The sequence below is a fragment of the Ktedonobacterales bacterium genome (genome assembly GCA_036557285.1).
Taxonomy (GTDB): domain Bacteria; phylum Chloroflexota; class Ktedonobacteria; order Ktedonobacterales; family DATBGS01; genus DATBHW01.
The window spans coordinates 1-12,596 of record DATBHW010000008.1 but is presented as its reverse complement, the minus strand read 5'-3'; the positions used below and the strand labels follow the sequence as shown (position 1 = coordinate 12,596).

The 12,596-nt window shown below is 59.4% G+C and carries 13 protein-coding genes; 9 read left to right on the top strand and 4 right to left on the bottom strand.

Annotated features, from left to right (window positions below):
* The first annotated feature begins 420 nt into the window (after nt 1-420).
* Entirely contained in the window at nt 421-1,839 is a 1,419-nt protein-coding gene (locus tag VH599_03450; protein ID HEY7347351.1) for an RtcB family protein, read from the top strand.
* 274 nt (nt 1,840-2,113) lie between these two features.
* Here the strand turns inward: VH599_03450 and VH599_03445 are convergent, their stop codons facing one another.
* Nucleotides 2,114-2,677: a DUF1269 domain-containing protein gene (locus VH599_03445; protein ID HEY7347350.1), complete on the bottom strand. Its 564-nt coding sequence runs from the start codon at nt 2,675-2,677 to the stop codon at nt 2,114-2,116.
* A gap of 319 nt (nt 2,678-2,996) precedes the next feature.
* Here VH599_03445 and VH599_03440 point away from each other — a divergent pair, with 319 nt between their 5' ends.
* The 6 genes from VH599_03440 to VH599_03415 all read left to right on the top strand — a co-directional run bounded on the left by VH599_03440 (nt 2,997) and on the right by VH599_03415 (nt 8,145).
* Nucleotides 2,997-3,728, top strand: a complete 732-nt coding sequence (locus VH599_03440) for an SDR family oxidoreductase (protein HEY7347349.1) — start codon at nt 2,997-2,999, stop codon at nt 3,726-3,728.
* Nucleotides 3,729-3,740: 12 nt separating this feature from the next.
* A complete protein-coding gene (locus tag VH599_03435; protein HEY7347348.1) occupies nt 3,741-4,802 on the top strand; it encodes an S-adenosylmethionine:tRNA ribosyltransferase-isomerase in 1,062 nt (353 codons plus the stop codon).
* Nucleotides 4,803-5,084: 282 nt separating this feature from the next.
* Complete coding sequence (locus VH599_03430; GenBank protein ID HEY7347347.1) at nt 5,085-5,597, top strand: thiamine pyrophosphate-binding protein; 513 nt, start codon at nt 5,085-5,087, stop codon at nt 5,595-5,597.
* Nucleotides 5,598-5,601: 4 nt separating this feature from the next.
* Nucleotides 5,602-6,168: a thiamine pyrophosphate-dependent enzyme gene (locus VH599_03425; GenBank protein ID HEY7347346.1), complete on the top strand. Its 567-nt coding sequence runs from the start codon at nt 5,602-5,604 to the stop codon at nt 6,166-6,168.
* Nucleotides 6,169-6,206: 38 nt separating this feature from the next.
* Nucleotides 6,207-6,992, top strand: coding sequence for a cyclase family protein (locus VH599_03420; GenBank protein ID HEY7347345.1), 786 nt, complete (start codon nt 6,207-6,209; stop codon nt 6,990-6,992).
* A gap of 238 nt (nt 6,993-7,230) precedes the next feature.
* On the top strand, nt 7,231-8,145 hold the full coding sequence (locus tag VH599_03415) for an undecaprenyl-diphosphate phosphatase (protein ID HEY7347344.1): 915 nt from the start codon (nt 7,231-7,233) through the stop codon (nt 8,143-8,145).
* A gap of 4 nt (nt 8,146-8,149) precedes the next feature.
* On the opposite strand, the gene VH599_03410 is transcribed toward VH599_03415, so the two are convergent.
* Nucleotides 8,150-8,584: a nitroreductase/quinone reductase family protein gene (locus VH599_03410; GenBank protein HEY7347343.1), complete on the bottom strand. Its 435-nt coding sequence runs from the start codon at nt 8,582-8,584 to the stop codon at nt 8,150-8,152.
* Nucleotides 8,585-8,603: 19 nt separating this feature from the next.
* Nucleotides 8,604-9,560, bottom strand: a complete 957-nt coding sequence (locus VH599_03405; protein ID HEY7347342.1) for an NAD-dependent epimerase/dehydratase family protein — start codon at nt 9,558-9,560, stop codon at nt 8,604-8,606.
* A 232-nt stretch (nt 9,561-9,792) separates the two neighbouring features.
* Between VH599_03405 and malQ the strand changes: the two genes are divergently transcribed.
* Together malQ and VH599_03395 are read left to right on the top strand one after the other, a co-directional pair.
* On the top strand, nt 9,793-11,331 hold the full coding sequence (malQ, locus tag VH599_03400; protein ID HEY7347341.1) for a 4-alpha-glucanotransferase: 1,539 nt from the start codon (nt 9,793-9,795) through the stop codon (nt 11,329-11,331).
* Between the two features lie 42 nt (nt 11,332-11,373).
* A complete protein-coding gene (locus VH599_03395) occupies nt 11,374-12,192 on the top strand; it encodes a M55 family metallopeptidase (GenBank protein ID HEY7347340.1) in 819 nt (272 codons plus the stop codon).
* A gap of 72 nt (nt 12,193-12,264) precedes the next feature.
* On the opposite strand, the gene VH599_03390 is transcribed toward VH599_03395, so the two are convergent.
* On the bottom strand, nt 12,265-12,596 hold a 332-nt coding region (locus VH599_03390), incomplete at its 5' end, for a hypothetical protein (GenBank protein ID HEY7347339.1).

The following is a 12,596-nucleotide window of genomic DNA, read 5'->3' as shown; positions in this document are numbered from 1 at the left end:
CCGGCGGCTCAACGCTGCGCCAGGGCGAGCGTTCGCCCTCCGGGACGGCGGCGCTACAGGCGCCGCCCCGCAGCCCCCTGCCGCCGGGACGGCGGCGCTACCAGTGACCCCGCTTTTTGGCAGAACCAGGCAAGCCAGAATACTTGACATTTCGCTATCAGATTGCTATACTGCCTTGTATTGAGGCAGCGAGCAACTCTGCTGATGAGAGGAGGCAAGACGATGCTGCTTGTAGCAAGAACAACCAGGAGCTTTTCTCTGAACCCACTGAATAACCTTGTCGTAAGCTATCAGTCTGCCTTCTGCGCCTGCCTTGCGTGGTACTCGCCTATATAAGACGACAATACAAGCATTCTTCCAAGCCAGGCGCGGGTGTCGGACTGACGGCATCCGCGTTTTTCTTGCTCAAGAAAGGGCTATATGATTACCGGAAAGATTCTCAAGTTGCGCGGCTGGCCGGAAGGCAAGATCACCGGCCTTGCCAAAGCTGCCGCAGCCATCCTGGCGAAGACGGAAGACGATCAAGAGGCAGTCCTGCTCTCACTCGATCTGGTGCGCATGATGCCCGGTGACTATCTCAACGATCCAGTTCTCGGCGACCTCGCCCGCGAGTGCCTCCGCCGGGCGCAGCCAAAACCTGAAGCCGAAGAACTGCGCGACCAACCCTTGTCCTATCGGACCTGGGGCGACGACCAAATTGACCCAAATGCAAAGGCGCAAATGGAGAATGCCCTGCGCCTGCCCATCGCCGTCGCAGGCGCGCTCATGCCCGACGCCCATGTAGGCTATGGCCTCCCCATCGGCGGCGTGCTGGCTACCGATCATGCCGTCATTCCCTACGCCGTTGGAGTTGATATTGCCTGCCGAATGCGCCTGTCCATTTACGAAGCGCCGCCGGATACCCTGCGCCAGCGCAAAGAGGAACTCGCGCGCGCCCTGATGGATCAGACACGCTTTGGCAGCGGCGCAGCCTGGGAAAAGGCCAGACGCCCCAAACATCCCGTATTGGATGACCCCGCCTGGGGTGAGACACCCTTGCTCAGGTCTTTGCAGAACAAAGCACAGGAGCAGCTAGGCACCTCCGGGACGGGCAATCATTTTGTCGAGTGGGGGATTCTGCGCCTGCCCGCTGATGACTCCATGCTCGGCCTCAAGGCAGGCGAATATCTGGCGCTGCTCTCCCATAGCGGTTCGCGCGGCGTCGGCTTTCAGATCGCCAACACCTATACCGAGCTTGCGCGACGCCTGCACCCGCTTCTGGATCAGTCGCTGCGCCATCTCTCCTGGCTTCCTCTTGACAGTGAGGCCGGGCAGGAATACTGGCTTTCGATGGAACTGGCCGGGCGCTTCGCCTCAGCGAATCACTACGTCATTCACCATCGCGTAGCGGGCGCTGTCGGCTTGAAAGAGATGGCGCACGTCGAGAACCATCACAACTTCGCCTGGAGCGAGACCCTGCCAGATGGCGTTGATGCCATCGTTCATCGTAAAGGCGCTACCCCAGCCGGAGCGGGCGTGCTGGGCATCATCCCTGGTTCGATGGGCGACGCGGGCTATCTGGTGCGAGGCAAAGGCGTAGCCAGTTCGCTCAACTCGGCTGCGCATGGCGCGGGCCGCAAGATGAGTCGGCGTGGCGCACTGCAATCAATCTCCAAGAAGGAACGCGACGCTTATCTGCGCGAACGCGGCGTCACCCTCCTGGGCGGCGGCCTGGACGAAGCGCCCCAGGCATATAAAGATATTGAGCAGATTATTGCTGCGCACAGCGACCTGATCGACATTGTAGGCAAGTTTACCCCGCGTCTTGTGCGCATGGCGAACGAGGCAGGCGACATTTAATCACCGATACTCTTTGCAGCGCCGCCTTCCTTCGGAAAGGGCTTCGCCAGAGCCGCTTGACCGCGCTGGGCGCGGCCATTCTCGCTCGGCTGCGCCTCGCTTACGCGTCTCTGCCGCTTGCCTCGGCTGTTGCCCGTCCTCTCGCTCCCGTTGGTCGCTCGCGCGTCCCTTCCAGGCGGCTGACCGCTGGCCGTTTGGAAGGCGGCGCTGCAAAGAGTATTCTGGCGAAGATGGTACGACAGCATGGCGCTCTCTATGCGCTATGCTATATGCGCTATAGAGCAGGCGTCGCGCCAGGAGCATCCTGTGAAGGCGCGTGCTGCGACGGCGCGCTCTGAGAGAGGGCCGCTTGCAAGCGGGCTTCTGCATCTTCGGAGAGCGAGCTTTGCAGCACTTTGCCGCCGTACTTGCTCACCTCCGGGATCACCTTATCGGCAGTAACGCGACGAACCAGCACAAATATCGCCGAACTATTCGCTGTCAGAGTTGCGCCAAGCTGCTTCATAAAGTTATCATCAATGCCATAATCGCTCAGGCTTCCTGCGACAGCGCCTGTACCCGCGCCAACGCCCGCGCCAATGGCCGCGCCTGCAATCGGCTGAAGGATAAGAGCGCCGAGCAGCAATCCCCACAAGCCACCCCACAACGCGCCATATCCGGCGCCTGCTCCCGTCAGGTTCACCGCCTGGTGCAGCTTCACCTTTCCACTGGCGTCCTTAGTTACATAGACCGCATCATCCAGGTCGATCAATTGAGCAGTACGCATCTGTCCCAGCGTCTCCAGAACCTGCTCGGCCCGATTGACATCGGGATAGGCGATCACCACCAGATTACTCATCGTCTGCCTCCTTCTGCTTTGTAGCCATCCATTGATGGCGTATAGCGTTCACTCCGCCGGTTTGCATGGGCTGCTCGGAAGGGAGCCTGCCCCCTACGGCCTTTCCCAAGCAGCAGGAAGTGTGCCTCGCTCATCGAGAAAAACCTCGCGCTGCTTCCAGAGACCGTCAAGAGCACTGTCCTTTCGGACAGGAGCAAATCTGGCCCGTCGCCCGATGCGAGAAGATCGTCTTCAGACTATGCTTATACTGTATGGAAACGCTTCAGGAATACGCTCATCGAGAGTTCATCCGCAGGAAGCGCGAGAGGAGGTTTCAGAGATGCTCTTACAGGATACAGTCGTTCTGATTACCGGCTCATCCAAAGGGCTGGGGCGCGCCCTGGCCCACGCCTACGCCGGAGCAGGCGCCCGTGTGGTCATCAACGCGCGTGGCGCTGCCGCGCTGGAGGCCACCCGCAGCGAACTGATAGCAAAACAAGCCCAGACGCTGGCGCTGCCTGCCGACGCGACCCGGCCTGCTGACATTGCCCGCCTTGTTGACCTCGCCCTGAGCCACTTTGGCCGCATAGATGTGCTGGTGAACAACGCAGGCATTCTTGGCCCCAGTCCGCGCCCAAATATGGCCGAATTTGCCGCCGCTGACCTGGCCGAAATCTTTCGTGCCAACACCATTGGCCCGGTCTTGATGACCCAAGCTGTCCTGCCTCATATGTTGAAGCAGCAAAACGGGCTGATTATCAACATCACCTCCGACGCCGGCCAGACTGGCTATCCAGGCTGGGGTGGGTATGGGGCCGCCAAGGCCGCGCTGGAATTGATTACCGAAAGCTGGGCAGCCGAACTGGAAGGCACTGGCGTGCGCGTCAATGCGGTCAATCCCGGCGATTTGCAGACCGAAATGCACCAGCTTGCCTTCCCTGGCGAAGACATTAGTGACCGGCTTGACCCTTTTAGCGTGACTGACCTCTTTCTCTGGCTGGCATCCGATAAAGCGGCCAGCGTGACGGGGCAGCGATTCAACGCGCCAGGGTTCAAGCCAACCGAAGCATAGCGAGGAAACCTCATGAAATTAGAGGAGATGGAATTCAAGGTACCGAAGGAGCTTGAAGCCTCGGCGCCGCCAGAGGCCAGGGGGCAGCCGCGCGATCATGTGCGCCTGCTGGTCATCCACCGGGACAGCGGCCAGATTGAGCATCGCCGCTTCTACGAGATTGCTGACTATCTGAAAGCTGGTGATGTTGTCGTTCTCAACGTCAGTAGCACTGTCCCGGCGGCCCTGCCAGGTATCACCGATGATGGACAGGAGATCGAACTGCGCCTCTCCTCGCACTACTCCACCACCAACAACGGCGGTGGGCGTACCTGGCAGGCGGTCTTTAAGCCCGACGAGGCTGTGATCCGGCCCGGCCTGCGGCTCTCCTTTGGAGACGGGGCATTGACCGCTGTTGTCAAGAAAAAGCGCGAGGATATTCCCAGGCTCTGGGAAATCCAGTTCGACCAGACCAATCAGCACATCTCAAGCTGGCTAGAAACGCTGGGCCGCCCCATCAAATATGACTACGTGCCGGAACGCTGGGGTCTGGAGTATTATCAGACGACCTATGCTGCTGTGCCAGGCTCTGCCGAGATGCCTTCGGCGGGCCGCGCCTTCACACCAGAACTGCTGGAGCGGATTCAGCAGAAGGGGGTTGTGCTGGCACAGATCATCCTGCATACCGGCGTCAGCAACATTGACATCGAGACTGAGCAGGTTGAGCAGCACAAGATGTATGAGGAGTGGTATCAGGTTTCGCCCGAAGCTGCCGCGACCATCAATCATTCACGTTCTAGTGGTGGCCGCATCGTCGCCATCGGCACCACGCCCACGCGCACACTGGAAACCGTGACCGATGAACAAGGCATCGTGCATCCCGGCGAGGGCTGGACCAGCCTCTATATCACGCCTGGCTATCGCTTCAGAGCCGTTGATGTCCTGCTCACCGGTCTGCACGAGGCCAAAAGCACGCGCCTGTTCCTGGCAACGGCTTTCACCAACGATCAGGCGCTGGTCCTGCGCGCCTACAATGAAGCCATTGCCCAGGGCTATCTCTGGCACGAGTTCGGCGATCTGTCGCTCATCGTCTAAACAATCACCCTTTCTCCCCGGCGTTTTACTTGTAGCGCCGCCATCTTGGCGGCCAACGCTTCGCCAGGGCGAGCGTGCGCCCTCCAGGCCATCGGACCAGCAGGCCAACGTTGGCCGCCGAGACGGCGGCGCTACAGTGGCAGCCCTCAATAGTTGGTGGAACCACTTCTTCCCATCACGCTTGCCCTTTCATAACCGCTATGCTAGACTTGACCTGTCATTGTCTCCATGTCGCAGAGAACTCTTTCTGTTTTAGAGCGTTAGTGCTTGCTGGAGCGTGCTATGCCTGTTTCCCTAACCAACTCCAGGCTCATCTACGATGCCCTCAAAGCCTGCGATGTCAAGATCATCTCCGCCTTACCGGAGACCTGGCTGGTTCACCTCATCCGCATGGCCGAAGAAGACCCCGATATGCGGCTGGTGCGCCTCGCCAAAGAAGAAGAGGGCATTGGCATCTCAGCGGGGGCGCACCTGGCGGGCGTCAATTCCGCCTTGCTGATGCAAAACCACGGCTTCCTCGCGGCCATCAACCCCATCGTCTCCCTCGCCCTGCTCTACAAAATCCCGCTGCTCATGCTTATTAGCTATCGCGGCCACATGGGCGAAAAAGATCCCTGGCAGACGCAGGGTGGCCTGGCAACCGAACCAATCCTGCGCGCCCTGAACATCCCCATCTGGCATCTGACCGACTCTGCCGACATCCCGCGCCGTCTCAAAGACGCCCAAACCCTGGCGCACGCCGCCCTGCATCCCGTAGCCGTCTTATTGTCGCGCGAATTAATGTGGGAGGACTGAAACCATGCTTCGCGCCGATGCTTTGCAAGCCATCTATCCTGATCTGAAAGATCACATCGTTGTTACCATCATGGGCGCAGTGGCAGTGGAACTGTACATGCTCGGCCATCGCCCCACCTTCTTCTATCTCGAACATGCGATGGGGCTGGCCTCCTCGATGGGCCTGGGCATTGCCCTGGCGATGCCTGAACACAAAGTCATCGTCATTGATGGCGACGGCTCGCTGCTCATGAACCTGGGTACGCTCAGCACGATGGCCCGCTACAAGCCGGGCAACCTGCTGCACATCGTCTTTGACAACGAAAGCCTGCTCTCGGTTGGCGGCTTCCCGACGGCCACTGGCGCCGGAACCGATCTGGCAGGCATTGCCAGAGCCTCAGGGGTACGCAGTGTCTATGAGGCAAATACCCCGGAAAGCCTCAAGGCAGCCGTCGAAGAGGCGTTGGCAGCCGCCACGCTTACCACGATCATCTCCAAAGTCGAGGCTGTTGGCCCCAAGTCATTCCACATGGACCTGCCCCTGCTTGAAAATCGCTTCCAATTCAAGCGCGCCCTGGAAGCCTTGAGGTAAACAGCGCAAGCATAAAGCAGATATAAAGGAGAGAAAACATGTCAGGTGGTCCAGGCATCTTGTCTCAATTGCTGGAAGAACTGAACGCCGGGAGGCTCAGAATTGTCGATCTGACGACGCCGCTGGGGCCGGATACGCCGGTCATTGACCTGCCCCCCATGTTTGCCCCCTCGCCAGGGCTGACGATCACCGAAATCTCGCGCTACAATGATCGCGGGCCAGGCTGGTATTGGAACATTCTCAACCTGGGCGAACACACCGGAACCCACTTCGACGCGCCCATCCATTGGGTCACAGGCAAAGACCTTCCCAATAACGCCACCGACACTATTCTGCCATGCAAATTCGTTGGGCCAGCCTGTGTCATTGATGTCACCGCCGATGTCGAAAAAGACGAAGATTTCTTGCTCAGCATCGAACGCGCCGAAGCATGGGAACAGCAGCATGGCCGAATCCCGGCAGGCGCGTGGGTATTGCTGCGCACCGGTTGGAGCAAGCGCACCACCCGCGAGGCGTTCCTCAACGTCAAGGCGGATGGCGCTCATTCCCCCGGCTTCCACCAGACCTGTTCGGAATGGCTGATTCACCAGCGCGACATCCTGGGCGTTGGCGTCGAGACCGTTGGTACCGATGCTGGGCAGGCTGGCACATTCAACCCGCCCTTCCCTAACCACACCTTCATGCATGGAGCAGGCAAGTTTGGCATCACCAGCCTGGTCAACCTGGACCAACTCCCGCCAGCAGGCGCCATTGTTATTGCCGCGCCGCTCAAGATCGTCAACGGCTCCGGCAGCCCGCTGCGCGTCATTGCCATTGCTCCTTGATCATCCTGAACATCTAAGCGCCTCTGGCAGCGCCTGAAGAGAGAACGCCTGCCCCACTATTGCCTGTGGGGGCAGGCGTTCTCTCCCAACAAGAGGCCGATTATCATCGGGCAGCGGGAAATAATAATCTGTTAATCTCTTTTTAACATGCTCGTGTCATTATTTCACTTAAGTGTTTCAGGACCGCAACTAAGAGACAAGAACGATCTTTGCCAGGTAGAGGAGGCGCAGGCGCTCTATGGATCAACTCATCAAGGTTATTCTGCTAGCATTACTGCAAGGCGTGACTGAACTTTTCCCCGTCAGCAGCCTCGGCCATACGGTCATTATCCCGGCTTTCCTGGGCTGGTGGAAACTGACAACCAGCGACGCCTTTCTCCCCATCGTCACTGTCTTGCACCTGGGGACCACCATAGCCCTTCTCTGCTTCTACTGGCGCGATTGGCTGGCTCTGATTCGCGCCTTCTTTAAGACGATTGTTGCCAGGCGCCTGGACGCCGACCCACAGGGCAAGACAATCTGGCTGGTTATCGTTGGGACTATCCCCATTGGCATCACCGGATTACTTCTTGAGAAGCCCATTCAGGAAGTCTTTTTCCAAACCCAATGGCCTGTCCTGCCCGCTGCTTTTCTCTGTATGAACGGGGCTGTTCTCTATGTTGCAGAGGTCTTGCGGCAGCGATCCGAGCCAACCAACATAGACCGCGCCAAACAAGAGCAGATGTATGGCCGTGTGGAAGACCTGACCTTCTTCCAGGCATTCTTGATTGGCGTCGCGCAAATCCTTGCCCTTATTCCGGGCATTTCACGCTCTGGCATCACAATGGTGGCGGCTATGCGCGCCAGGCTCAGCCACGAAGAGGCGCTGCGCTTCGCTTTTCTGCTGCTGGTCCCAGTCATCGGCGCGGCGTCCCTGCTGGAGATGCCCAAGCTGTTCCATGCTGGCTCAGAGGCGGTCATTGATGCCGCCATTGGGAGCGTGGTCTCAGGGCTTGCAGCCTTCTTCAGCATCAAATTCCTCGCCCGCTACTTCAAGGTTGGTCGCCTCACACCCTTTGCCTTCTATTGCCTGGGCGCCGGCCTGCTCTCGTTCCTGGTGTTCGTGCCGCTTTCGCTTGGTTGGATTCAACTACCCTGGGCGCCAGGCCAATAGTAACCTACACTGGCTTCAGGATGACTATGGGAAACTCGCGCGCGGTTCGCTTCCGATATTCGTTATACTGCGGGCGCGACTTGAGTAAGAGGTTCCAGAGCCGCTCGTACTCTTCTGGCCCTGCGCGTTCTGCAACCACCTCGTAGCTTGCCCGTCCGGCCTGAATCCGGGCATGGGGCTGCGCTTGCAGGTTGTGATACCAAGCCGGGTGATGCGATTGACCATTATTGGAGCCGCAGACGATAAAATGCTCGCCATCCCGAACATACAGCAGCGTATGCGTGCGCGTTTTGCCAGTCTTACGCCCTGTGGTGTGAAGTAGGAGCATCGAATACCCCGCCTGCTTGCCGCCGACCCGCCCACCGCTCAAGCCATAGGCAAGCTGGGTCAGCAGATCAGCGAGCCGCACCGCAGCCCAGGGAAGATGAACAGGCGCCATAAAACTCCTTCCGGGCGACCTATACGTGCTGGTATAGCTCACGCAGAAAGGCTATTTCAGCCGAAAGCCCTTCATGCAGAGCAACTCGAGGCTGATACCCAAGCACTCGGCGGGCGCGGGTGGTGTCAGCAAACGTATCGCGCACATCACCCAGGGCGGGAGGCTCATACTGGATACGCGCCGACTTGCCCAGCAACGCTTCCATCGTGCGAATTACCTCGCGCAGAGGCGCCCGCGAGCCGCCAGCTATGTTGAACACCTGGCCGACAGCATCCAGATGGCTCTGCGCCGCCTGGATATTCGCCTCGACAATATCAGCAACATACGTGAAATCACGGGTCTGATAGCCGTCGTCGTAGACCGTAAACTCGTTGCCCAGGATCATCGCCTTCAAGAACTTGTGAAACGCCATATCTGGCCGCTGGCGGGGGCCATACACCGTGAAGTAACGCAAGGCCACCGCCGGAACCTGATAACTGTGCCAATAGAGCATACAGAGATGTTCAGCAGCCAGCTTCGTCACACCATACGGCGAAATCGGCTGGGGCAGCGTCTCTTCAGTCACCGGCAGGGCCAGCGCGTTGCCATATACCGAGGAGGAGGAGGCATACACCAATCGCTTCAAGCGGGGAGCATGCCTGGCAGATTCTAGCAACCACTGCGTGGCCGTGATATTCGAGGTCGTATAGATGGCAAAGTCACGCCCCCAGCTCGCTCGAACACCTGCCTGACCAGCTTGATGAAAGACCCAATCAATGTCGCCCAGCAGAGAGACGAGATCAACTTCGGTAAGATCAGCTTCCAGGAAAGTAAAAGACGCTTTGCTAAGAAGACTCCGCAGATTGCCCTCTTTCAGTGCGCGGGCATAATAATCAGTAAAGGCGTCAAGTCCGACCACTTCATGCCCATCCGCAAGCAGACGCTCTGCTACATGCGACCCAACAAACCCGGCAACTCCTGTAACCAGACACTTCATAGAGAAACGAGCGCCGCACCCCTCTATCTGAGGCGCGCAAACGCTCTGCCCTTTCTATGGTTTAATAGAGACACCACCGGACCCTGGCCCTATACTACTCGGCCAGGGCCACACAATGCAAGCACCAAAGAGCTAACCCTGGAGCGATTAAAAGGGAAACTTCCCTGGCAAATCACCTATCAAAGATGACACAATGGGGGTATCTCATTTGTGACATCGGGAGGGTTTTCGCATGCAGATTGAGCGTACCAGCGGCATTCTGCTCCATCCCACTTCGCTGCCTGGCCCATTTGGTATCGGCGAGCTTGGCGAAGAAGCGTATCACTTCCTTGACTTCCTTGCCGACAGCAAGCAGCATCTCTGGCAGGTACTCCCTCTTGGCCCAACGGGCTATGCCGATTCGCCTTATGCCAGCTTCTCATCCTTTGCTGGCAATCATCTGCTCATCTCACTTCGCCAACTGGCAAAAGATGGTCTTCTGGAAGAGCAGGCGCTCCAGAAGACCCCCGCCTTTCCCAGTACATCAGCGGAGTATGGCACGGTCATCGCCTTCAAGATGCCGCTTCTCTGGCAATCCTTTGAGACCTTTCGCGCCCACGCGACGCCAGAACAGCAAAAGAGCTACGATCAATTTCGCCTGAACAACCAGCGTTGGCTCGATGATTACGCTCTCTTCATGGCCCTGAAAGATGAATATCACGGCGCGCCCTGGACCCAATGGGCATCCGATATTGCCGCCCGCAAGCCAGAGGCGCTTTTCGCCTGGCAAGAGCGCCTGGCTCCCCGCATCGCCTTTCACACCTATTTGCAGTACCAATTTTCTACGCAGTGGGCCAACCTGAAGCGTTCCGCCAATGCGCGCGGCATTCAGATCGTCGGTGACTTACCGATCTTCGTGGCCCATGACAGCACCGATGTGTGGGCGCATCCAGAACTGTTTTATCTCGACGAAGCCGGAGCGCCAACCGTTATCTCAGGTGTGCCGCCCGACTACTTTAGTGTCACGGGGCAACGCTGGGGCAATCCCCTCTATCGCTGGGACAGGCTGGCAGCAACCGGCTATGCCTGGTGGATTGACCGCTTCCGCGCAGCACTGGGGCTGGTTGATTTGCTCAGGCTCGATCATTTCCGGGGATTTCAAGCGTACTGGGAAATCCCCGGTGACGAAGAGACCGCGATCAATGGCCGCTGGGTTCCGGGGCCGGGCGCGGAGCTATTCAACGCTTTGCAGGAGGCGCTGGGAGAGGTTCCGGTCATTGCCGAAGACCTGGGGGTCATTACCCCCGATGTTGTCGCGCTGCGCACGCAGTTTGGCTTCCCCAGCATGCGCGTGCTGCAATTTGGCTTTAGCTCGGACGCCAGGAATGAACATCTCGCCCATAACTTTGAGCGGCAAACGCTCGTCTACACAGGCACCCATGATAACGATACGACGGTAGGCTGGTATCAGACACGCAGCCCACTGGAACAGAACACAGTGCGCGAGTACCTGGCAACCGATGGGAGCAACGTGAGCCTGGACCTCATTCGCCTGGCGTTCAGTTCTGTGGCCGAACTCGCCATCGTCCCACTGCAAGATGTGCTCGCCCTGGGCAGCGAAGCGCGGATGAACATGCCAGGGCGGGCGGCGGGCAACTGGGCCTGGCGCTACCAGGCCGATATGCTCAAAGACTGGCAGAGCGATTGGCTGGCGCATATCACCCGCATGTACAACCGCATTCCACCTACCGAACCCATGCACGCCGAACCCACGCCCGGCGAGGGAGCATAGCAAGAAGTGTGGGCTATCTGAAGAAAGAAGAGGCAAGCAACCATGCGCGTAATCATCTGGTGTGATATGGAAGGAGTAGCCGGAATCGAGGTCTGGGAACAGGTGACGGGCGGGTCGCCGCTGTACGAAGAGGGACGGCGACTCTTTACCGGCGAGGTCAGCGCCGCCGTTCGGGGCGCGAAGGCTGCTGGCGCGACTGAGATCGTCGTCGTTGATTGTCATGGCGCGGGAGGAGGCTGGAGTTTCAAGAGCCTGATCCCTGAACGCCTGGAGAGCGGGGCTGAATATGTCTTCGGCTATCCCTGGGCGCGATACATTACTCCGCTGGAGGCGGGCTGCGATGCGGCGCTCTTTGTCGGCGCGCACGCGATGGCAGGCACACCTGATGGGGTTCTCTGCCATACCGTCTCTTCAGAAGCCTGGTATAACGCCTCTATCAACGAGACCCTGGTTGGGGAAAGTGGCATTCTGGCGGCCATCTGCGGCTGCTGGGATGTTCCTGGTATCTTTGTGGCTGGGGACGAGGCCACCTGCCGCGAGGTGCAAGCCTTACTGGGCGAGCAGGTGGTAACAGCCCCCGTCAAAAAGGGTCTGGGCCGCTTTGCCGCCCGCACCCTGAACCACGCCGACGCCTGCGCCTTGATTGAGCAGCGTGTCGCCCAGGCGCTCAGCAACCGCGCCAGTTGGCCCGCCCCCTGGAAGCCAGCCGCTCCGGTCACGTTCCGCGTCGAACTGGCGACACCTGATCGCGCAAACGCCTTCCTGGGGCGCGCAGGCGTAGAGGTGGTGGGGCCACGCACCGTCGTCTCGCGGGGCGAAAACTTCTGGCAGGCATGGGATCAATTCTGGTATCGCCTCTAGGTTGGTAGGACCATCTTAGCCGGTCCCACCACCTATCACAAACGCCACTGGTAGCGCCGCCGTCTCGGCGGCTCACCGTTGGCCTACCGAGCCGTTGGCCTGGAGGGCACACGCCACCTGTAGCGCCGCCATCCTGGCGGCTGGACGTTGGCCTACCGAGCCGTTGGCCTGGAGGGCGCACGCTGGCGCTGGCGAATCGTTAGCCGCCTGGAAGGCGGCGCTACAAGTGGCGCGCTGCGCCATCTGCGAACGCTTCAGGTGTGGGGGGTCGGCGCGGGGTACGCTCCGGCCCAACAATCGGGGCAGACGGGCGTGCCTGCCCGCGTAGCAAACCGCGCGGGCTGCTCGCAGAGCGCACAGGGCGTCGGCAGGATCGGGACCGTTCCCGGCGGCAGCGGCAGGCG